At 62.2% G+C, this 18,912-nt stretch carries 31 protein-coding genes and 1 pseudogene; 19 read left to right on the forward strand and 13 right to left on the reverse strand.

The annotated features are described in order from the left end of the window. Nucleotides 1-108: 108 nt before the first annotated feature. Nucleotides 109-1,182, reverse strand: coding sequence for a PAS domain S-box protein (locus CK230_RS27800; protein WP_095820071.1), 1,074 nt, complete (start codon nucleotides 1,180-1,182; stop codon nucleotides 109-111). A 96-nt stretch (nucleotides 1,183-1,278) separates the two neighbouring features. Then, complete coding sequence (locus CK230_RS27805; RefSeq protein ID WP_095820009.1) at nucleotides 1,279-1,524, reverse strand: hypothetical protein; 246 nt, start codon at nucleotides 1,522-1,524, stop codon at nucleotides 1,279-1,281. A gap of 268 nt (nucleotides 1,525-1,792) precedes the next feature. On the opposite strand from CK230_RS27805, the gene CK230_RS27810 reads away from it, so the two are divergent. Next, nucleotides 1,793-2,131 (forward strand): hypothetical protein, encoded by a 339-nt coding sequence (locus CK230_RS27810; RefSeq protein ID WP_141246121.1) that lies wholly within the window; start codon nucleotides 1,793-1,795, stop codon nucleotides 2,129-2,131. A 31-nt stretch (nucleotides 2,132-2,162) separates the two neighbouring features. Here the strand turns inward: CK230_RS27810 and CK230_RS27815 are convergent, their stop codons facing one another. The 3 genes from CK230_RS27815 to CK230_RS27825 all read right to left on the reverse strand — a co-directional run bounded on the left by CK230_RS27815 (nucleotide 2,163) and on the right by CK230_RS27825 (nucleotide 3,329). Continuing rightward, a complete protein-coding gene (locus CK230_RS27815; protein ID WP_245430077.1) occupies nucleotides 2,163-2,384 on the reverse strand; it encodes a hypothetical protein in 222 nt (73 codons plus the stop codon). A gap of 106 nt (nucleotides 2,385-2,490) precedes the next feature. Beyond that, entirely contained in the window at nucleotides 2,491-2,700 is a 210-nt protein-coding gene (locus CK230_RS27820) for a cold-shock protein (protein WP_027169760.1), read from the reverse strand. Between the two features lie 215 nt (nucleotides 2,701-2,915). Continuing rightward, a complete protein-coding gene (locus CK230_RS27825) occupies nucleotides 2,916-3,329 on the reverse strand; it encodes an HD domain-containing protein (protein ID WP_095820011.1) in 414 nt (137 codons plus the stop codon). Between the two features lie 474 nt (nucleotides 3,330-3,803). Here CK230_RS27825 and CK230_RS27830 point away from each other — a divergent pair, with 474 nt between their 5' ends. The 3 genes from CK230_RS27830 (at nucleotide 3,804) to CK230_RS32795 (ending at nucleotide 4,881) form a co-directional block, all read left to right on the forward strand. Continuing rightward, the gene (locus CK230_RS27830) at nucleotides 3,804-4,007 is read left to right on the forward strand and encodes a CsbD family protein (protein ID WP_095820012.1); all 204 of its coding nucleotides are present in this window, start codon (nucleotides 3,804-3,806) and stop codon (nucleotides 4,005-4,007) included. Between the two features lie 398 nt (nucleotides 4,008-4,405). Beyond that, nucleotides 4,406-4,606, forward strand: a complete 201-nt coding sequence (locus tag CK230_RS27835; protein ID WP_095820013.1) for a hypothetical protein — start codon at nucleotides 4,406-4,408, stop codon at nucleotides 4,604-4,606. A gap of 95 nt (nucleotides 4,607-4,701) precedes the next feature. Beyond that, nucleotides 4,702-4,881 carry a hypothetical protein gene (locus CK230_RS32795; RefSeq protein WP_141246122.1) on the forward strand — a complete coding sequence of 60 codons (180 nt, stop codon included), beginning with the start codon at nucleotides 4,702-4,704 and terminating at the stop codon, nucleotides 4,879-4,881. A 263-nt stretch (nucleotides 4,882-5,144) separates the two neighbouring features. Here the strand turns inward: CK230_RS32795 and CK230_RS27840 are convergent, their stop codons facing one another. Continuing rightward, nucleotides 5,145-5,387 (reverse strand): hypothetical protein, encoded by a 243-nt coding sequence (locus CK230_RS27840; RefSeq protein ID WP_095820014.1) that lies wholly within the window; start codon nucleotides 5,385-5,387, stop codon nucleotides 5,145-5,147. A 590-nt stretch (nucleotides 5,388-5,977) separates the two neighbouring features. On the opposite strand from CK230_RS27840, the gene CK230_RS27845 reads away from it, so the two are divergent. The 3 genes from CK230_RS27845 (at nucleotide 5,978) to CK230_RS27855 (ending at nucleotide 7,664) form a co-directional block, all read left to right on the forward strand. After that, entirely contained in the window at nucleotides 5,978-6,661 is a 684-nt protein-coding gene (locus CK230_RS27845; RefSeq protein WP_245430078.1) for an inorganic diphosphatase, read from the forward strand. Nucleotides 6,662-6,819: 158 nt separating this feature from the next. Next, the gene (locus CK230_RS27850; RefSeq protein ID WP_095820015.1) at nucleotides 6,820-7,332 is read left to right on the forward strand and encodes a ferritin-like domain-containing protein; all 513 of its coding nucleotides are present in this window, start codon (nucleotides 6,820-6,822) and stop codon (nucleotides 7,330-7,332) included. A gap of 122 nt (nucleotides 7,333-7,454) precedes the next feature. Then, entirely contained in the window at nucleotides 7,455-7,664 is a 210-nt protein-coding gene (locus CK230_RS27855; RefSeq protein ID WP_095820016.1) for a hypothetical protein, read from the forward strand. Between the two features lie 24 nt (nucleotides 7,665-7,688). On the opposite strand, the gene CK230_RS33305 is transcribed toward CK230_RS27855, so the two are convergent. Both CK230_RS33305 and CK230_RS27860 read right to left on the reverse strand, forming a co-directional pair. Then, nucleotides 7,689-7,853: a hypothetical protein gene (locus CK230_RS33305; protein WP_176480249.1), complete on the reverse strand. Its 165-nt coding sequence runs from the start codon at nucleotides 7,851-7,853 to the stop codon at nucleotides 7,689-7,691. A 175-nt stretch (nucleotides 7,854-8,028) separates the two neighbouring features. Beyond that, nucleotides 8,029-9,039 carry a YihY/virulence factor BrkB family protein gene (locus tag CK230_RS27860; protein ID WP_095820017.1) on the reverse strand — a complete coding sequence of 337 codons (1,011 nt, stop codon included), beginning with the start codon at nucleotides 9,037-9,039 and terminating at the stop codon, nucleotides 8,029-8,031. Nucleotides 9,040-9,370: 331 nt separating this feature from the next. On the opposite strand from CK230_RS27860, the gene CK230_RS27865 reads away from it, so the two are divergent. The 3 genes from CK230_RS27865 to CK230_RS33310 all read left to right on the forward strand — a co-directional run bounded on the left by CK230_RS27865 (nucleotide 9,371) and on the right by CK230_RS33310 (nucleotide 11,118). After that, entirely contained in the window at nucleotides 9,371-10,378 is a 1,008-nt protein-coding gene (locus CK230_RS27865; protein WP_095820018.1) for an HWE histidine kinase domain-containing protein, read from the forward strand. Nucleotides 10,379-10,384: 6 nt separating this feature from the next. Further along, the gene (locus CK230_RS27870) at nucleotides 10,385-10,753 is read left to right on the forward strand and encodes a response regulator (RefSeq protein WP_348629173.1); all 369 of its coding nucleotides are present in this window, start codon (nucleotides 10,385-10,387) and stop codon (nucleotides 10,751-10,753) included. A 197-nt stretch (nucleotides 10,754-10,950) separates the two neighbouring features. Further along, a complete protein-coding gene (locus CK230_RS33310; RefSeq protein WP_095820019.1) occupies nucleotides 10,951-11,118 on the forward strand; it encodes a hypothetical protein in 168 nt (55 codons plus the stop codon). A gap of 16 nt (nucleotides 11,119-11,134) precedes the next feature. Here the strand turns inward: CK230_RS33310 and CK230_RS27880 are convergent, their stop codons facing one another. Further along, nucleotides 11,135-11,383, reverse strand: a complete 249-nt coding sequence (locus CK230_RS27880) for a hypothetical protein (RefSeq protein ID WP_095820020.1) — start codon at nucleotides 11,381-11,383, stop codon at nucleotides 11,135-11,137. A 573-nt stretch (nucleotides 11,384-11,956) separates the two neighbouring features. Between CK230_RS27880 and CK230_RS27890 the strand changes: the two genes are divergently transcribed. Both CK230_RS27890 and CK230_RS27895 read left to right on the forward strand, forming a co-directional pair. Further along, the gene (locus tag CK230_RS27890) at nucleotides 11,957-12,547 is read left to right on the forward strand and encodes an NAD(P)H-dependent oxidoreductase (protein WP_095820021.1); all 591 of its coding nucleotides are present in this window, start codon (nucleotides 11,957-11,959) and stop codon (nucleotides 12,545-12,547) included. A 134-nt stretch (nucleotides 12,548-12,681) separates the two neighbouring features. Then, complete coding sequence (locus tag CK230_RS27895) at nucleotides 12,682-12,867, forward strand: hypothetical protein (RefSeq protein WP_095820022.1); 186 nt, start codon at nucleotides 12,682-12,684, stop codon at nucleotides 12,865-12,867. A gap of 24 nt (nucleotides 12,868-12,891) precedes the next feature. On the opposite strand, the gene CK230_RS27900 is transcribed toward CK230_RS27895, so the two are convergent. Together CK230_RS27900 and CK230_RS27905 are read right to left on the reverse strand one after the other, a co-directional pair. Continuing rightward, nucleotides 12,892-13,197, reverse strand: coding sequence for a hypothetical protein (locus CK230_RS27900; protein ID WP_095820023.1), 306 nt, complete (start codon nucleotides 13,195-13,197; stop codon nucleotides 12,892-12,894). Between the two features lie 16 nt (nucleotides 13,198-13,213). Beyond that, complete coding sequence (locus CK230_RS27905) at nucleotides 13,214-14,251, reverse strand: SDR family oxidoreductase (protein WP_095820024.1); 1,038 nt, start codon at nucleotides 14,249-14,251, stop codon at nucleotides 13,214-13,216. Nucleotides 14,252-14,408: 157 nt separating this feature from the next. Here CK230_RS27905 and CK230_RS33315 point away from each other — a divergent pair, with 157 nt between their 5' ends. After that, nucleotides 14,409-14,585: a hypothetical protein gene (locus tag CK230_RS33315; protein ID WP_176480250.1), complete on the forward strand. Its 177-nt coding sequence runs from the start codon at nucleotides 14,409-14,411 to the stop codon at nucleotides 14,583-14,585. Nucleotides 14,586-14,791: 206 nt separating this feature from the next. Next, a complete protein-coding gene (locus CK230_RS27915) occupies nucleotides 14,792-15,091 on the forward strand; it encodes a DUF982 domain-containing protein (protein WP_095820026.1) in 300 nt (99 codons plus the stop codon). Between the two features lie 23 nt (nucleotides 15,092-15,114). On the opposite strand, the gene CK230_RS27920 is transcribed toward CK230_RS27915, so the two are convergent. Next, entirely contained in the window at nucleotides 15,115-15,834 is a 720-nt protein-coding gene (locus CK230_RS27920) for a Crp/Fnr family transcriptional regulator (protein WP_095820027.1), read from the reverse strand. A gap of 163 nt (nucleotides 15,835-15,997) precedes the next feature. Between CK230_RS27920 and CK230_RS27925 the strand changes: the two genes are divergently transcribed. After that, nucleotides 15,998-16,231: a hypothetical protein gene (locus CK230_RS27925; protein ID WP_095820028.1), complete on the forward strand. Its 234-nt coding sequence runs from the start codon at nucleotides 15,998-16,000 to the stop codon at nucleotides 16,229-16,231. Between the two features lie 36 nt (nucleotides 16,232-16,267). After that, a pseudogene (locus tag CK230_RS27930) lies at nucleotides 16,268-17,160 on the forward strand (alpha/beta hydrolase). Nucleotides 17,161-17,213: 53 nt separating this feature from the next. On the opposite strand, the gene CK230_RS27935 reads toward CK230_RS27930, so the two are convergent. Beyond that, entirely contained in the window at nucleotides 17,214-17,438 is a 225-nt protein-coding gene (locus tag CK230_RS27935; RefSeq protein ID WP_095820029.1) for a hypothetical protein, read from the reverse strand. 439 nt (nucleotides 17,439-17,877) lie between these two features. Here CK230_RS27935 and CK230_RS27945 point away from each other — a divergent pair, with 439 nt between their 5' ends. The 3 genes from CK230_RS27945 (at nucleotide 17,878) to CK230_RS27955 (ending at nucleotide 18,894) form a co-directional block, all read left to right on the forward strand. Then, on the forward strand, nucleotides 17,878-17,979 hold the full coding sequence (locus CK230_RS27945) for a KGG domain-containing protein (RefSeq protein WP_082056318.1): 102 nt from the start codon (nucleotides 17,878-17,880) through the stop codon (nucleotides 17,977-17,979). 154 nt (nucleotides 17,980-18,133) lie between these two features. After that, nucleotides 18,134-18,628, forward strand: a complete 495-nt coding sequence (locus CK230_RS27950) for a hypothetical protein (protein WP_141246123.1) — start codon at nucleotides 18,134-18,136, stop codon at nucleotides 18,626-18,628. Between the two features lie 47 nt (nucleotides 18,629-18,675). Then, nucleotides 18,676-18,894 (forward strand): hypothetical protein, encoded by a 219-nt coding sequence (locus CK230_RS27955; RefSeq protein ID WP_095820031.1) that lies wholly within the window; start codon nucleotides 18,676-18,678, stop codon nucleotides 18,892-18,894. The last annotated feature ends 18 nt before the right edge of the window (nucleotides 18,895-18,912 follow it).

Below are 18,912 nucleotides of genomic sequence, written 5' to 3' on the forward strand. Positions count from 1 at the left end.
ACGTCCGTATGCCTCTGCAAGGTGCGGACGGCCGAAATTAACCATTGGTCGACTGGAATCGTTCCTGTCTTGAGAAAATAAAGCCCGTCACCGCCTGGACCCGGCGTCTCAAACACTGATGTCGCTGTCGGCATCGGTGCCGAGCTGCGGGACGATGATCGCCTCGAGCGGCGCGTCGAGCGCCCATTTCAAACTGCCGGGCGAGCGTTCGAGACTGGAAGAACCGCTCAGCGACTGCGGAGCCACCCGCTGCAGCACCACAGTGCCGAAGCCCTTGCGTTCGCCGGCCCCGTTCTCCTTGCCGGTCTTTTGCGCGGCCCCAATTCCGGCCGCGCCGGATGTCTCCTGCCACAGAAGATGAAACCGCCGCCGCGCATTCGGTCCCGTCTCGACTTTCCAGGTGATTTCCACATGGCCGCCGTCGGCGGCAAGAGCGCCATATTTGGAGGAATTGGTGCCGAGCTCATGGAAGGCCATGCCGAGATTCTGGACCGCATTCGACTGCAGCGTCAACAGCGGGCCGGACAGCGAAATGCGCTCCTCGTGGCCGAAGGGCTTCAAATGCTCCTGGACAAGGTCGAACAGGCTGGCGCCGGCCCATTCCGAGGTGACCAGAAGGTCGTGCGAGCGCGACAGCGCCATGATGCGCGCGCGGATCATCTGCTCGAACTCAGCAGGATCGGTCGAGCGCTTGCTGGTCTCCCTGACCATCGACAGGATCACCGCGAACTGGTTCTTCACGCGGTGGTTGACCTCGCGCATCAGGAGCCGGATGCGGCGCTCGCTTTCCTTGGCGGCGGTGATATCGCGGGCGATCTGCGAGGCGCCGACGATCTCGCCCGCGTTGTTCCTGATGGGAGAGACGGTGATCGATACGGCGATCAGCGAGCCGTCCTTGCGCTTGCGCGTCGTCTCGAGACTCCCCACGCCTTCACCCCGGCGGATACGGCCAATGATCTCGGTTTCCTCGTTGTGCATGTGCTCGGGGATCAAGATCAGAATCGACTGGCCTATCACCTCCTCGGCGCTGTAGCCGAACATGCGCTCGGCCGCATGGTTCCAATCGGTGATGATGCTGTTGAGATCCTTGCCGATGATGGCGTCGTAAGACGAATCGACGATCGCCGCGAGGCGCGCGTCGGCATTCGGGCCCTGTCGGATAGTCCCCCCGGATCTGTTCATGGACATTAGCTAGGGCCGGCCGGCGTCAAGGCAATTTGTCGAGGGGCGGCTATTTGTCGAGGATAAGCAATTTGTTGAGGGCCGGATCGCATCGGATCACGGCTTGGAATTGATAGGGCCGTCGCCGGCCACGCTGTCCGAGGATATCACGCCGAAATCCTGGGATTTCACGCCCGCATTCGCGGTGAGGAACCCATCGGACAACAACCCCCTTCGCAAAAGTTCGCGGACCGCGGCCGAACGGCTCGGCATGCGTTTTTCGAAACGCCAGTTCTCCAGTGCCGCCAACTCCTCGTCGGTCAGCATGATCTGCAACCTTTGCGGTCGTTCCAGGTCAGCCATCGCCTGCCTCCTTGACAGACAAAACACTACGAATGAGTAAGTGCCTCATTGTGAGTAGAAGTAGGGTTTGTTGCATAAGACGTCAAGAATGACCAAGCTGTGAAAGACGGCACAAGCTAACGATACCAACGATGCGCCGAAATCACATTTGTTGTTCTATGCTAACTTATTGATTTTCTTGCCGCTTTCTGGCTTTTTTGCTTGCAATCCGTGACCACCGGGCGCATGGTGGCACTCGAGGGATAACCTCCAGGAAGGAGGCAGGTCCATGTTCCGACGATTTTCCATCCGGTTGCGCGACGACGCCCACCACAAGGTCCAACAGGCCTTGCGGACCAAGGGTATCGTCAACATCATCCGACTTTCCGAAGAGATCAGGTTGGATAATCTGGCCGAGAACATCGCCCGCGAGGACATCGAAAGCCTGGTGATGGAGGTATCACAGCTCTACGGGGCGCCGATCGAGTTCGACGACGAGGCCCTGACGGCGCTCGACCTGCCGGAGGTCCTTGGGTCCGAGAATCGCAAATACCTCGAAAAAATGCTGGATGGGCGCACGTCCGCCGGCGATATCACCATCGAGGTCCTGCAGATGAAACAATGCTAGCAGCGCCCCTGGGGAGAGGCGCTACGCCCGCTCACCTCTTCTTTGGGCGCTTCGCAGCGGTCTTCCTTGGCAGCACCACTGGCGCTTCGGCTTCCTGCGCCAGCCTGGCGGCGCGCAACCGCTCGGTCTTGGCCGCCCTCTCCTTTGCTTCCAGGTCCTGAATCTGCCGAGCGACCCGAGAGGTCGTGTCGGTCTTGGCTTCCGTACGGGATGGGACCGGCTTGAACAGGCCGGTATCCGGTAGCGACTTCATGGTCATCTCCTTAATCAAAAAAGGCCGGGCAAAGCCCGACCTTCTCCAACGCGCCTCCGCGGCCTATGCCAGTACATCCGTGGTCAAGGACCCCGAGGCGCCGTGATCAGGCGGCTTGCAAATTCTCGGCCGAGCTTTTGCCGCTGCGGGCATCCTTCACGACGTCGAAGCTGACCTTCTGGCCTTCGACGAGGGAACGCATTCCCGCACGCTCCACGGCTGAGATATGAACGAACACGTCCGGCTGGCCGCCACCCTGCTCGATAAAGCCAAAACCCTTGGTGGAATTGAAGAACTTCACCGTTCCTGTAGTCATTGCGATCTCCTTACAAATCGACGCAAAATTATACGCGCCCAGCAACCGCCAGGCGACGAATTCTTCGAAATTGAGAGGGAAGATCGTAGGGGCGCAATTTTGCGCGAAAACAACGTTCTTTCAGCAAGATCGATTTGACCTATATAGCGCTTAATTTCTTCATCGACAAGGGCTTGCGGCATAATACTTCCAAAGCGCAGGGCTTAAGTCCGGCTTCAGTCCCTGGAATCCAGATGGTCCAGGATGGCGAGGCCGGTTTCGTATTTCTTGGGCTCCACGCCCGCCTGGTGCGCCTGCCAGAGATTGTCGCGCAGATCGGCTATCTTCACCGGCAATGCCAGCTCATTCGAGGCGGCGCGGCAGAGGAAGCCCTCCTCGCTCTCGTCCATGCGCCGCGTCAGCGCATCGACCGCGGCCACCACCGACTGACCGAAGCCGGCGCCCTGCAACCTTTCCAACGTCCAGGCGTCGCCTTTCTCGACAACGTCATGCAGGTAGGCAACGGTCTTTTCGTCGAGCGTCTCGACCGCATCGGCAACGCGCCTCAGATGTTCGATATAGGGCCGCCCGGTCTTGTCTTTCTGGCCCTGGTGAGCCTGCTCGGCGATCTTTGCTGCCTGGTGAAGCATGATCCTTCCAATCTCGTCAAAATAGAGCCCGCCCCGGCGAGGGACGGCCGAGGCGGGCTTTGCTCGGGTCTGGACCCGGTCGGTGGCGCGCCGTTCGCGGGGGGGGAGCGGGGCTGCGCGCCATCCTGCCTTGGAGAACAACGGCGCCGAGGGAATGTTCCCGCCGCTGCGGGATTTTTGAGGTTCGGCGGCGCCGTCCACGCTGTACCGATGCGGCAAAAAGAAGCCGGTCGCAAGCCGGGCAGAGCGGTCTTGCAAACAATCAAGCGGGCCGGAGGGCAAGCCGACCAAAGGGCAAGTCACGGGAGGCCGTACGTTCTGCGCTAGCTGATTTGCCACGTCACCGTGACGGTCGCATGACCTGCACCAGTTCACGGAATCCAGCGCCCGACATCGCGGGAGAAAAAGCCTTTCGGCAGGAACCTCGCGACCGCGCTGCCGTTAGCCTTGCGTGTCCAACAGGAGGTCAGGCAAATGGATTGGAACCGTGTGGAAGGCAATTGGAAACAGGTGAAGGGCAAGGTCAAGGAACAGTGGGGCAAGCTCACCGACGACGACCTCGACCGCATCGCGGGAAAGCGCGACCAGCTCGAAGGCAAGATCCAGGAACGCTACGGCATCGAGAAAGATCGCGTGCGCCGCGACATCGATGACTGGTACGACCGCCAAGGCTGGTAGCAGTCGGCCTTGCCGAAGGAAGGGCGTTGCCTCGCGGCAGCGCCCTTTTTCGTCGGCCGATCAACCTGCCTGCCCCAGGCGGCCGCGTATCTCCATGTCGGGGCGGAGTTTTGCACAAGACACCATACGGCCCTGCTCCAGCGCGGCACGCAGGACGAAGTGCGCGTCCAAGGCCATTGCTCCACCGCCGGCACGAAGGGATGAAATCACAGACATGCCAGGTCGTGGAGTATCCGGATTCGGAACCCGGCTACGACTCTCCTCCCGCGCCATTGGCGTCGCTTTCCACAAGCCAATAGCGACCCGTCGCCTCTCGCCAGGTGACATCCTGGTTTCAAATTCGACATAGTCGTGCTTCGAGGAGGAACTTTCAGACGCGATCGTCATTTGTTACCCCCATGGATGTTCTCGAGGCAAATCTTCTGGCCATTGAGCGAGCGATAGCCTTGCGCGTCGAAAACATCCGCATGAGAGAGCAGACATGGGCTTTTGTCGAGCAATCGAGGTTTCTTGCCCAGCAGTTGGTGATGGTCCGAAGCCAGCCACCTGGGACATCACCGGTTGAACGCGCCCGCCTGCACTTGATCGACGGCGGATAGGCTCTAGGTTACCCTCATCGCCGGTAACCATTCCCTGGACATCATTGGCGGCTGAGAGACAACGAACGCGCTCCCGTCTGAACCGGGAGAGCGCGGTGCCTCAGACCAGAGCTGCGTTGCCGCAGGCGCGCGATCGTTTCCAGGGTCACCTGATCCAAGGCAGCAAAGACGCTATCGAGCGCTCTCGCGAATTGCTGCGCAGCACCGAGCGTCTGGTGCGCCCCGGTTTGCCGATTGTTTCGAAGCAGCCTTCCGACGGGACGCTCAAGCCCTAAAGCACGTCGCGTTTAATTAGCCTCATATGAAGTTTCCTGCACTGTAGCGGGTTGAACAGGTCGCACATGTCCTTGAGCGCGCTGCATAAGGATCGCGCGGCAATAGCGGCGTGATCGCCTGAGCGAATCATAAACGTGACGATCCTCGACTGGCAGAAGCTGCAGCAGATCGCCGAATTCGACCCGGTCTAATCTCTCGATGACCCGCGAGCCGCGTTAAGGCGCTGTTTCCAAACCGGCTTCGCCTTACCAGCGGACACGCATCAGTCACCGCGCCGTTTCCGGTGCGGGGATTCCTGATTCTCGCCGCGCAACATCTGCCTGTCGTCGGGATCGATCAGATCGCGCTCGCCAGGTTTCAAGGCGCTGCCTTTCGCACGGGCGGCCCGCTCCTGGCGCGGCCGCTTCAGCTCTTCCTCGGCGTTAAAATCCTTGCCGGCGTTCTTGGTATTGACGCGCTCCTCGATGATGCGTTGCTGCTGGTCGTGCGTTGTCTTGCCTGCCATGACGGTCTCTCCTGTGCTGAAACCGATCTCTCTCGAAATGGAGAAGCCCGCCCGGAGGGTGAGCGGGCGGGCTTCTATCGGGAGGTTTGGGAACCCCGATGGCGGCGGGCTTCGGGGATGCCGCCGCGCACCAAACCGGCGAGCGGCGCTTATGTTCCGGCACGAAGCGATGCTGCCTGAATTCAGCTGAGCTCTGCGGTACAGCCCGCCCACAGGCTACCGCCGGCGGGCGATGCTTCTCCCAGAAGGCGGCAAAAATCTTGAGAGCAATGTCAGGGGAAGAGCAAGCGAGGCACCGTTAGGACTTCAGTCCAGGCCGCGCGGGACCGTGGGCCCACATTGGGAACGGAAGCAACTTGCTCCCGTTGGTCGAAGGCGAAGCCTGCGACGGGCAGCCCTCATCAAGCAATGGGAGAGAAGACATGAACAATATCATCTGGCTCATAGGAGCAATCGTCATCGTCCTTGCCATCCTCGGATTTCTTGGTATCCGATAACGCCTTAGTCGTGATGGCCGGGATACGGTGCGGGGGATCAACCGCGCCACAAATTAGCAGATCCTCTGCGCCCCGGCGTCTTCGAGTTCCGGAGTGTCGGCCGTAAGGGTTGGTTCCGCACGGAACAACGCAAACCCTCCCGGCTCGATCATTCAGCCGGCCATCGCCGCGGAACATTTAAGTGCCGGCGAAGTTCACCTTGCGCAAGGTGGTTTGGTCCTGGCTCCGGTCTTTTCGATGGCTGATTATCTGACGCTTCCGGCTATCTCCCGCAACCTCTTCCGCGTGGTCGTTGAGACGCCGCGGGGATCGGCCGCCAAGCTCGCCTATGAGCCGAAGACCGGTGTGTTCGAATATTCCCGCCCGCTTCCGGTGGGCCACACCTATCCGTACGACTGGGGCTTCGTGCCATCGACGCTGGGAGACGATGGCGATCCGCTGGACGGGCTCGTCATCCATCAGGCCGTCGCCGCTCCGGGCGTCGTCATAAAATGCGACCTGCTGGGCGCGCTCAGGGTAAAACAGCGCGATCCCGACGGCTCGAAGGTCCGCAACGACAGGTACATCTTCTGCCCTCACAAGGAAGACGCGCCGGATGAACCCGTGGTGTCCGCCGATGTGCCCGAGAATCTTCGCCGGGAAATCGAGCAGTTCTTCCTTTCCTCGGCGCTGGGCACCGGCAAGAAGATCAAACTGAAAGGCTGGCAGAACGCTGCCCAAGCCAAGGCCTCCCTGACCAAGGGAATGAAGTCCTTCAAGCGAAAACGCGCCCGCTGAACGGGCGCCGATGCCTCCTTCGATCGGCTCCCGGTTTCCTCGGGCAATGGTCAACAACAAATGAGCTTCCCGGCCGCTTTCGCCGAAAAAATTCTGTTGGGAACAAGTTCGAAAAAACTGTGTTGGATTGATTATCCACCAACTCAGGAGATGCGCAGATGGCGACTACCAAGGCGGCCTCGAACAAGGGCCTCAACGAACTGTTCCACGACACGCTGAAAGACATTTATTTCGCCGAGAAGAAGATCCTGGCAACGCTGCCCAAGATGGCCAAGGCGGCGCAGGACGACGCGCTGAGGGCCGCCTTCGAAAAGCACCGCGACCAGACCGAAGAACATGTCACGCGGCTCGAGGAAGTGTTCGAGGTGATCGACAAGAAGCCGGTGGGCAAGACCTGCCAGGCGATCATGGGCATCACCGAGGAAGGCGCCGAGATCATGGACGAGTACAAGGGCTCGCCCTCGCTCGATGCAGGACTGCTGGCCGCGGCGCAGGCCGTCGAGCACTATGAGATTTCGCGCTACGGCACGCTCAGGACCTGGGCGCAGGAACTCGGCCTGACCGAGGCCGTCACCTTGCTCGACAAGACGCTGAACGAAGAGAAGGAAACGGACGTCGCGCTCACCAAGCTCGCCGAATCCGCGGTCAACGTCGCGGCGGAGGCAGCCTGAGTTTCGAGCAAGTTGCCACGCCATCCGGGAAGGCAAGCCTCAGGGCCTGTCTTCCCGAACTCACCATCGACCCATGGAACTTCGGCGCTGGCCGGGAGTTGCCGTAAGCGGAAACCCCTGCGATGACAAAAGCGTCGCTCCACCTGCTGAAAGGCATAGGCTATCTGGTCTCGACGGTCAGCGTGATATTGCTCGCCATCGTAAGCTGGTCGAGCGCATCGCAAAGCCCGCTGCTGGTCGCCTGCCTGCTCGGCGGTGCGGCGACCTCGATCGCCGGAATGTTCTGCCGCTGGTTATCTTACCAAATCGAGAAGCGTCAGGAGGAGCGGTAAGGCAACGGCGAAAACGGTAGCGTCTCAGCTCGAATTTCTGGACTGCTGAAGAAGCTCGTTCACTTCCTCAACAAGCTTCCGCGCGCGGTCGGCTTCGGCTTTGACCTTGGCGCGGATTTTCTCGTTTTCGGCCCGAAGCTTGTCGGCTCGGTCGATCGCTTCGGTAATGTGGTCGCCGGTCGCTTCCATCGGACTCAACGTCAGCTTGGAACCGATGTTCCCGCACTCAGGCGATGCGCTTCTCACAAGGCTTGCCGGGCCTCAGCGCATGGGCATTGATCTTCTCGCAAGGTCTTCCATTGACCAGAGCGACGCAAGGATGCGCCTTTTCCAGGATGGGTCTCATTTGGCAAACACGGCAGTTTTACCGTGGGCGGTTCGGCCTGTCGGCGCCGGTTTGCGACATCAGCGCGGTGATCACGCAGGCGATGACGATCCACACGGCGACTTCGATGCCGGAGGCGCCGCGCGACGGCGGCGGGGCGGCGGCGGCCGCTGGCGGATCGGCGGCCACCACTGGCGCGAGATCCGGCCGGCTGCCGCGGCGCACCGAATAGGCGCGCGTGATCTCGGCGCCGAACAGGAATATCTGCGCCGAATAGTAGACCCAGACCAGCACCACCATCAGCGCGCCGGCCGCGCCATAGGAAGTGGCGATGGCGCTGGTGCCGATATACCAGCCGATCAGCGACTTGCCGATGGTGAAGAGCAGCGCGGTGACCAGCGCGCCGACGCCGACATCGCGCCATTTGAGTGTCCGGTCCGGCAGGACCTTGTAGATGGCGGCGAAGAGCAGCGCGATCAGCGCGAAGGAGACGATCGTGTTGATCACACTGACGATCAGTTCTCCGAACGGCAGGCTCCGGTTGATGATCTCGCCAAGCGCCGAGATCGCGGTGCTGGCGGCAAGCGAGACAAGCAGCAGGAAGCCGAGCGCAGCCACGAGGCCGAGGCTGGCCGCCCTCGCCCGCACCAGGCGCGAAAGCGACACGCTGGTGGGCTCGACCCTCCAGATTTCGTTGAGCGACTGCTGCATCTCGCCGAAGACACCCGACGCGGTGACCAAAAGCGTCACCAACCCGATCAGCGTGGCAAGCGCGCTCGACCAGCCATGCGAAGCGGTCTCTATCGTGGCCTTCAGCAGGTCCGCGCTCTGGGGCCCCATCACGCCCGATATCTCGGCCGACAGCGCCAGCTGGGCGGCATCGTTGCCGATGAAGAAACCGGCGATCGCGACGACGATCAACAGGATCGGCGCCAGCGACGTGGTGGCGTAGAAAGCCATCGCCGCGCCGTGGCTCAGCGCATTGTCGTTGATGTAGCCGGTGACGCTTTCCTTCAGCAGTATCCAGCCTTCGTCGACCCAGCGCGGCATCGTCCCCTCACCTGTTTCGGGCACGGACCGAGCGCGGTTGGGTGTCGGCTTTGTTGGTTTGTGTCTTTTCTGCCATTTGCCACCCAAGCCAGGGCAGGAAGCCGGAGAAACCAGCCCTGTTCTCTTTGCCGCCAGGTCCGCTGTGCGGCCCGCCAAACAAAACCCGGCGCTGGCGCGATTGTTCCGGGAACAGCCGCGGGTGGAAACTCGAGGAATGCGGAGCCTGGCGCCGATGCCATAAAACCGCGTCGCGCGATCTTCGCTTTGGCAAAGCGCGGTTGTATGATCGGCGGCAAGCTTATAGCCTGTCGGGCTAACGGGTATTTCGGCAATGGATTTGGAAGACCTCTACCGGATTCTGCGGACAGGTCAGGTGCAGGCCCAAGGCATTGTCGACACTGTTCCCGATCCCATGCTGGTGCTGGACTCCGCCCTGACTGTGCAGAGCGCCAACCGCGCCTTCTTCAGAACATTCGGGGTCGAGCGTTACGACACGATCGGACAGCACCTGTACGACCTCGGCAACGGTCAATGGGATATCCCCGAGCTGCGTCATCTCCTTGGAGAGGTGATCCCGAAAAGCGCAGCGGTGATCGATTACAAAGTGACGCATGATTTTCCGCAGATCGGGATAAAAGTCATGCTTCTTACAGCGCGCACCGTGTTCAATCCGGACAACGTCAGCCACCTCATGTTGCTGTCGATCGTCGACATTACGGACAGAAGCCGGAAAGAAGCGGAGTTCGAGGCGGTCTTTGGAGAATTGCGGCACCGGCTCAAGAACCTGCTCGGGCTGGTGCGGGCGCTGGCCAACCAAACGAAGACGGAAGGCATTTCGGCAGAGGAATATCGCAGCGCGTTCCTCGGCCGGCTGCAAGCCGTTGTTGATGCAAATGACCTGGCATTCAGCGATCATGGCGAAGACGGTCTCGAAGCCTTGGTGGCGCGCGCGACGAAACCGTTCCATACCGCTCCGGAGACGATCATCATCGAGCCCGGCCCGTCAGTGACGTTGGTCTCGAAGGAGATGACGTCGCTAAGCCTTCTGCTGCACGAACTGGCAACCAACGCCGTCAAGTATGGGGCTTTGTCAGCTCAGGCCGGCACGGTTCGAATACGATGGGAGGTCGAGCAAGGCGATCATCCATTGCTGCGATTGTCCTGGCGCGAGAGCGGCGGCCCGCCTGTACGCAAGCCCACCTCGACAGGGTACGGCACCCAGCTCATTCAATTCGCCATCGCATACAATCTCGGTGGCCGGGTGGAACAGAATTATCGAACCGAAGGTTTCGAAGCAGAGATCGTCGTCCCACTCGAAAGGGCCGCTCGCCCAGATTGATGGCCGGTGCAAAAGACCATCCTGATCGTCGAAGATGAATTCATCATCGCGATGGAGCTTAAGGTCATGCTCGAGCGCCTGGGATGGCGGGTCCTGGGACCGGTCCCCAGAGTCGCAGACGCGCTCCGCCTGCTGGAAGACGAACTGCCGACGGTGGCCTTGCTCGACGTGAATTTAGGCGACCAACTCGTCACGCCGGTAGCCGAGGCCTTGCGCAGCCGCGGCGTGCCCTTTGCGGTGGCAAGCGCCTATGACAAGCCGGAACTCTTCGGCGGGGCCGTCCTGGGGGGGGGTGCCCAATGCCGGGAAACCGACATCGGAGTGGCGCCTCCTGGAGGTCCTGGCGAAGCTCTCGCCGCCCTGAGCTGCGACTGAGTGTCCACGAGGCAACGCGCATCTAGGGCCGCCGCTATCGCGCTTTGGTTACCTCCTTAGCAGCTCGTCGATTTTCACAAGCAGCCTTGGCGGGTGGGCCCTCTTCCGGGTTTATTGCTCATACCAAGTGTTTCGAGTTGGCCCGACGAAACTTCTCCTCAGCCTGCGCTTTACCTTTAAAGCGATGGAGAGTGCGCATGAAGAAGGACGGGCATGACAGCGAAGCCGACAAACGACTGCTTGCTGAGAAGCTGGCCAGGGACGTGGGAATCACTGAGGAGCAGGCGAGCGAACTGATCAACATGATCGGTACAGACTGGCCGTCGCTCGTGCGCGAAGCCCGCTTTTTGAAAGATAGGCATTGACCGGGAGCGGCCCTGACTAAGCGAGCCGCCTGATGCGGCCGCTCGCCAGGCGAAACACTCCGTCGGTTCCTCCCTGTCGCTCGAAGTCGGTCTGGATTTCGTCCCACGAGCCGAGATAGGCCCCGCACTCGGCGCAATGGATCGGCGTTGAGGATTGGACGTTCCTGGGGATGTTCAACCGGATAGTTCCGCAGTGCGGGCATTCCAGACGGTGATCGAGATACTCACCTTTCGCGGCATAATGGCCGCCTCCTCCGTCGCTCATCGAGCTCCACTTCCCTCGAGGTTGGCGAAAGCGTGATGGGCTCTTCCGGCGCGCGCTTGCCTTTGCTCTGTGCGGCGACTGCTCGAATTTACACCTTCGGCGGAGCGACGCCTTAACATATGATTGGGCGAGCGATCACGGTTGGCGCCGGCAGGCGTCAAATGTTTGCGAGACCTGTCCTGCCTCGGCCGGCCCGGGCGATGAATGTCTGTTAATCCCGCAGCTTCCTCGCCTCCCGCTCGACCGTCTTGCGGTCGTTGCCGTTTTCGCTGATCAGCTCGCGAACCTGCTCAGGAGTGATCCGGTGCTGCTTCGCGAAGAGCGCACCTCATACTCCTCGTCCGCCACGCGGTCGCGGTCTCGAAAGTCGCGTTTGACCCTGTCGTCCGTCACGGCCGTTTCTCCTGGTTAGAGTGAACAGCGACATAGCCGGAATGTTCCAGGTGGCCTTTCCAGCACAACCAATGCGGTTCCTTCACGTCTTTCGAACACGGCCCAGACTCGTCGAAGCCTAGGCAAACCAACGGCGTTCGACTAGCCTCGAAGCGGGATCAGAGCCGCGTGGGGCATGCGATGAAGGTCAATGTCGTCTACGCGCATCCGGCGCAGGACAGCTACGTGGCCTCGCTTCACAGGCGTGTCGTGGGGATCCTCAAGGCCAGGGGCGACGAGGTCGTCGATTTCGATCTCTATGCCATGAAATTCGATCCCGTCATGCAGGTCGAGGAGTTGAAGGGGCACGCCGGTCCATCGCCAGCGCCGGCGGACCTGCGGGTCTATATCGACGCGTTGCAATGGGCGGAGGCGTGTGTGTTTTGTTTCCCGACGTGGTGGTCGGGCATGCCCGCTGTGCTGAAGGGATATTTCGACCGCGTGTGGCGGCCGGGCGTCGCCTTCGACCTGCCGACGGATGGCGGCACGATCAAGCCGGCACTTTTGAACATCCGCCGGATGGGCGTCGTCACCACCTTCGGCTCGCCATGGTGGTACACCAGGCTCTACATGCAGGACCCGGGCAGGAAGGTGCTTTTGCGCGGCTTGAAATCCATGTGCGGACGCACGGAGAAGCACCTCTATCTGTCGAAATACTCGGTGGAAAAGATCTCCAACGAGGAGCGGGAAAAATTCGCCCGCAAGGTGGAGCAGCGGTTCGAGCGATTTTGAACGGCCTCGCCGACTTGGCTGCAGGTTCGCAACGCAACCTGGCCATCGGCCGACGCCTCGCCGCCCGAAATTTTGCAATGACGGACAATCCGCTTATATTTAGCTGACTAAGTGATTCATGGCACGGTGAACCGATGGCCAAGAAGAAAGACAGACAGGCCAGTTCGGGCATCGCGGAGGCCTCCAGCGCGGAAATCCATGAGGCGGCTTATTTTGCCCGCAAATGCGGCCTCACCCGGGACGAAGCCCTGCGGATGATACGCGAGGCGCACGCCTCGCCGGTCCTCAAGCCGGCCGAAAGCGAAAAGCGCAAGAACTGATCCTCATCGTTCAAGACGCGAGCCCTATTGCCCCGTCTGCGGCGGCACCTCGCCCGGCTTGATAATCGGCATCTCGCTGCCGGTCGGCGGCGGGGTCGTCGCGTTCTTGTCGCCGGTCGGCGGCGGCTTCAACACGCCGCCGCAATCGCCGAGCTGCTTCGACAGTTCGTCCGTGGCGGCCAGTTGCTTCTGTTTTTGCTGCTGGTCGTTGGCGCCAGGCTTGACCTGGCAGTTCTGCGTTAGTTGATCCTGCGGCTGGGCGGCGGTCTGCGCCGCCGCCGGCAGCGCCGGGATCAGAGCGAAGGCCACTATGAAAAGCGCTTTCTTCATGGGATCCTCCTGATGGTCAGTAGCCCCCGATGATCGGCAGGATCTCGCCGGTGATGTAGCTGGAGCATTGCGGCGAGGCCAGGAACACATAGGCCGGCGCGATCTCCTCCGGCTGGGCGGGCCGCTTCATCGGCGTCTTGGCGCCGAACTGCGAAACATCCTCCGCCTGCTTTTCCGACGGATTGAGCGGCGTCCAGACCGGACCGGGCGCCACCGCGTTGACGCGGATGCCCTTCGCGATGAGGTTGCCGGAGAGAGCGCGCGTGAAAGCGTGGATGCCGCCCTTGGTCATCGAGTAATCGACCAGTTCTTTCGACCCTTCGATGCCGGTGACCGAACCGGTGTTGATGATCGCCGAGCCCGGTTTCATGTGCGGCACGGCTTCCTGCGCCATGTGGAAGTAGCCGTAGAGATTGGTCTTCAGCGTGGTGTCGAAATGCTTTTCGGTGAGATCGGCGAAGTCGGCCGAGTGAACCTGGAAGGCCGCGTTGTTGACGAGCACGTCGAACCTGCCGAAGGCCTTGACCGTCTCGGCCACCGCCTTGCGGCAGAAGGCGCGTTTGGCGACGTCGCCGCGCAGCGTGATGCAGCGCCTGCCCTCGGCCTCGACCGCCTGCTTCGTCGCCTTGGCGTCGCGGTCCTCGCTGAGATAGACGATGGCGACATCGGCGCCTTCGCGCGCGAACAGCACGGCGACCGCGCGGCCGATGCCGGAGTCGCCGCCGGTGATGAGCGCGACCTTGTCCTTGAGCTTGCCTGATCCTTGCCAGAACGGCGCGTCATAGAGCGGCGCCGGCTCGATCGCCCATTCCTCGCCGGGCTTGGGATGATGCTGCTTCGGGAAGGGCGGCACGGGATACCGGCGCGCCCCCGCCTGCATCGCGCCGGAGGCTTTCGGCTTCGGCTTGCCGCGATCGGTGGCATCGACCTGACGCTGGATGCTGCGCTGCCTGCGCGCGGCCTTGGCGGTGTCTGGTTTCTCCCCGGTGACTGATTTCTTCCTGGCGACTGATTTTTGGGCTGCGTCTGGTTTGGTTCGACTGCTGGTCGGCATGGTGGTCTCCTTTCAGGGGACAACGCTTGTCGCCAGAAAAGGTTGGCCCCGTCTCGTCGACCCTGCCGAGATGCCGGACATACATCAAAGTTAAATGCGGCTGACCGTTCCGGGTGCTAACCCTTGGTCACTGGGGGGACTCTCGAGGAGGAGTCCCATGGACGTTCGTACTTTCATCGGCAGCCTGTCGGCAGCTTTGCAGCGCCGGCGCTCCGCCGCGCCGCCAACCCCCGTGAGGGTGATCCGCGCTTCGCTGGCCGATGTGCCGCACAGGCCGCGTCCGCGGCCGCCACACCGGCCGGCGCCGCCGATCCGGCCCGCGAGCAACATGTAACCCGAGGCTTGTCGTGCTGACTGGCCGGCCGGATGCAACCGACCGGCGACGTCGTCGTTTAGGCCCATCCCAATCTTGTGGTGCATCAATGAAATCCTTGCCTATCAGCAGCCCTCTTCTCATCCTCACCGCCGCCATGGTCACCGCGGCGCCCTTCGTCGGCCTTGCCTGGCGCACCCGCGAATGGCTCGGATGGTGAGGACCCCATGAGCCGTTTCCTCCCCCTCACCATCCGCTTCATCAGCGGCGGCACGATGGTGGTCACCACGGTGGCCGAGGCCAAGAAGGCGCTTGCCGGCACATGGAAGAACAAGGAAGCGCCGGCCTATCTCGAAGCAGCCCGGCTGGTGGATGATGCGATCGCGGGCACGTGCCGGCCGGCCGTTGCCTTTGCCGCCTTCAAGAAGGCCGCCGCGCAGCAGGGACTGTTGAAGTCGGCCGCGCCGAGTGCCGCGCTCACCATGCTGGACGAGCTGTGGTCGCGCTCCAAGGTTCCGCGGAGCTAGAGGGCCGGTCCGTCCTGGCCGATCTATCTCGGCTCGTGCGTCATGCTGAGATAGGTCGGATCGAATTCGGCGATCGTCACCAGCCGCTCCCAGTCAAGGATCGTGATCATATGGCCGGTCCAGCTGATCACATTCTGGCGGCGCAGCGTGCCGATCACCCTGTTCATATGGACGACGGACAAGCCCAGCACGTCGGCGAGCTGGGCCTGCGACAGCGGCAGGTGGAAGCTCATGTCGCGGGTCTTGTTCACCACCTGAAGCCTGACGAACAGCTCGCAGATCAGATGCGCGAGATGAGACAGCTTGGAGCGGCGTCCCATGGCCACGATCCATTCGCGATGGATGGCGCCGTCGACCAGCGTGTCCAGCCAGAGCAATCGGGTGAGATGCGGTGCCTGCTCGGTGATCGTCTTCAGCTTGCCATGCTCGGCGGCCACCACATGGCAGGGCGACAACGCGATGATGCCGTGATCCATCGTCTTCAGCAGGAACGCATGCAGGTCCACGAAATCGCCCGCGACCTGCAGCGAGGTGAACTGGCGGCCCCCGTCCTCCAGAACCTTGTAGCGGGCGGCGAGCCCATCGATGATCAGCGTGCTGTAGGTCGGCCTGGTCCCTTCGGCAACGATATCCTCCCCCACGCCGACATATTTCTCGATCGACAAGGTCGACGTGAGCAACGCTTTCTCTTCGTCCGAGAGGGCGTCGTGCTGGCCGAGATTGAGATAGAGCGATTCCAGCATCCGCCGGTCCTCTGTTCGCCACTGCTAACGCTGCAGGCCGATGCTGGTTGCGAGCGATGCCGCGCCGTAGCCGGCGCATCGCAGATTCTGCCTCAGGATCAGGTGTTTGGAACCATGATCGCTTCCGCGAATTGACCATCAAAATTGGGGACCCAACGTGCCGATGCAACGCTTCTATTTCGACCTGTACAACGCCGAGCACAGCCAGGAAGACACTGAGGGACAGCTCTTCGCCAGCCGTGAGCGCGCCGGCATGGAGGCATTGCGCATCCTCCACGACGTCGCCCGCGACGAGATGCCGGCCGGCAGGCGTCTGACCATCAGGGTCAAGGTGCTCGACGAAAAACGTGACCAGATTTTCGAAGCGTCGCTGACGCTGGATTCGGCCTGGACCTGAGGCAGCCGGCGCCGGTCCAGACACCGGAGGCAAGCAATGTTCGACGATTTCGACAGCCGTGAGATCGACACCGGTGAGGCCAGGATCTTCGCTCGCCGCGCCGGCGCCGGCCCCGGCCTGCTTCTGCTGCACGGCTTTCCGCAGACGCATGCGATGTGGCGCGGCGTGGCGCCGAGCCTGGCGCGCGATTTCACTGTCGTCTGCGCCGATTTGCGCGGCTATGGGCGAAGCTCCTGCCCGCCGTCGGCCGCCGATCATGCGCCCTATGCCAAACGCGCCATGGCCGCCGACATGGTGGTGCTGATGGAGAAATTGGGTTTCAGGCGCTTCATGGTCGCCGGTCACGATCGCGGCGGGCGTGTCGCCTATCGGCTGGCGCTCGACATGCGGACCGCGTCGAGAAGCTCGCCGTGCTCGACATCATTCCCACCGCCGATGCGTGGGACCGCGCCGACGCAAGGCTGGCGCTGGGCTACTGGCCATGGTCGTTGTTGGCGCAACCCGAGCCGCTGCCGGAGACAATGCTTGCGGCCGCCGCCGATGCCATCGTCGACAATGCGCTTTCCGGCTGGGGATCGTCGCCCGACGCGTTCCCGCCCGGGGTGCGGCAACTCTATGTCGACGCGCTGCGCGACCCGGCGCACATCCATGCCATTTGCGAAGAATATCGCGCGGCGGCGTCCCTCGACCGCGACCATGACCATGCCGACAGGAAGACCGGCCGGCGCATCGCCTGCCCGCTGCTGGCGCTATGGAGCGAGCATGGGGCGCTGGCCGAATGGTACGTCGAGGAAGGCGGCCCGGAGGCGCAGTGGCGGAACTGGGCGGACGACGTCAGCGGCGGCGCCTTGCCCGGCGGTCACTTCTTCCCGGAGGAGTCGCCGATCGAAACGGCAGCCACGCTCGACGCGTTCTTCTCCGGAAGATAGCAACGCGCCTTGCGGAGGCTGGCGCGGGACAGCCAGACGCCCGACCGGACTGCTCACGCAAGCATGAGGTAAAGCAACGGCGCGGCCGTCAGGCCGATCGCCATTATGATCAGCGTCACATGGCCGAGACGCTCGGCACGCCTCGCGATGTCGGCGATCTGATCGTCGTCGTTGATGACATCGAGAAACGAAAGATCGGCAAGGGCGGCTTGGTTGTTGTCGTTGGCAGGCAGGGTTTCGGCAGCCTGCCGGGCGGGCTTTGCAGAGATATGGGTCAAAACGTCGTCTCGCTCCGAGACCGGCTTCGCGGCCTTCTTGTTCGTGGATATTGGTGCCCGCCGAATTGCGCGGGGGGCGATCGACGGGCACCAGGACGACCGGCGATGAAGGGGTTTCTCGTCGGCCGCCCACCAATTCGCAGAAAGCCTATTGGTTGCACAAGCCAGCCCAATGCGCCCACCGGGTCGGACTTCAGTCGGGCGGAGTCACGAAATATTTCGACCGGAACATCGGTTGCCGGCACTTGTTCCCCTTAATCAAGGACGTCGAACGCGTCCTTGATTTCACCCCTGAAGAAAAATCCGAACCAACGGAGAATTGGATATGCCCAATCAAGGCGGAACCCACGAACAGCACGTCAAGGCCGGCCAGCAGAGCCACAAGAACCGCGAGGATCAGCATCGCGGCGGTGGTCAGCAGCAGGCCGAAGACCGCAACATGGGTCAGCGGAGCGCGGGCCAGCACAGGGGCGGCAGCGGCAACTTCGCCGAAGACCGTCAGCGTGCCTCGGAAGCAGGCCGGAAGGGCGGCCAGCGCTGAGTTCAAAAATGGCGTCCGCGGTCGCGGACGCCATTTCATTTCCCCCCGCGAGATCAATGCCTGGATGGAACATCTTCGCCGTCCTCCAGTTGACCTTGGGACCGGCCGCCGCAACAGGCAGCCGGTCGCCGCAGGATGTTCAACGGAGGCAACAATGTCCTTGCATTCACTTCATCCCGAACGCGTCGATGAGACCCGCATGCAGGCCTATTCGACCTTCGGTCCGCTGCTGATCAATGCGTTGGCGCAAAAGCTGGCGCGCTGCCAGGGCATGCGCGAATTGGACAGGATCGAACAGTCGCTGGTGCGCCTGGTCGAGGAGACCGACGTGACCGCGCCGGATGCCGAGGCCATGAAGGAGTTCGCGGTCGAACTTGTCGTGTCGACGCTGCGCAACGCGCGTGAGCATCCCGACGCCAAGCACGACCTGGAAGAGATCGACGACCGCCGCACGGAAGGCCGCTCGGAGGACCCGGACACGCTGGAGGAACAGCTGCAGTCCGGCCTCGAGGACAGTTTTCCGGCCAGCGATCCGCCGGCCGTGGTTTCCACCGCGATCACCGGCGGATCCAAGGACATTGTCGGAACCGACGAGGTGCTGCGCCGCAAGAAAGAAGCACGCCGTAGGCAGTCGCAGACGGCGGACTGACCCGGCGCGTCGAAGCGAAGGAGACCCACGATGACGGGAGACCCACGATGACTCAGGCAAACGACAACATGCCGCACCGGCCGGGCGCCGCGAACGCGCCACCGGGCGGCAAGCTGCCCGTCAAGGGCGGCGACGATCCCGACGTGCGGTTCCTGGCGGAGAACACCGACCTGTCGCCGAAGCAGGCGCGCGAACTGATCCGCGAGCACGGACATGACCGCGCCAAGCTGCTCGAGATTGCACGAACCATGAAAGCGGAGGGCTGAGCGCTCTCTCAAAATCGC

The organism is Mesorhizobium sp. WSM3859 (assembly GCF_002295065.1).
GTDB lineage: Bacteria > Pseudomonadota > Alphaproteobacteria > Rhizobiales > Rhizobiaceae > Mesorhizobium.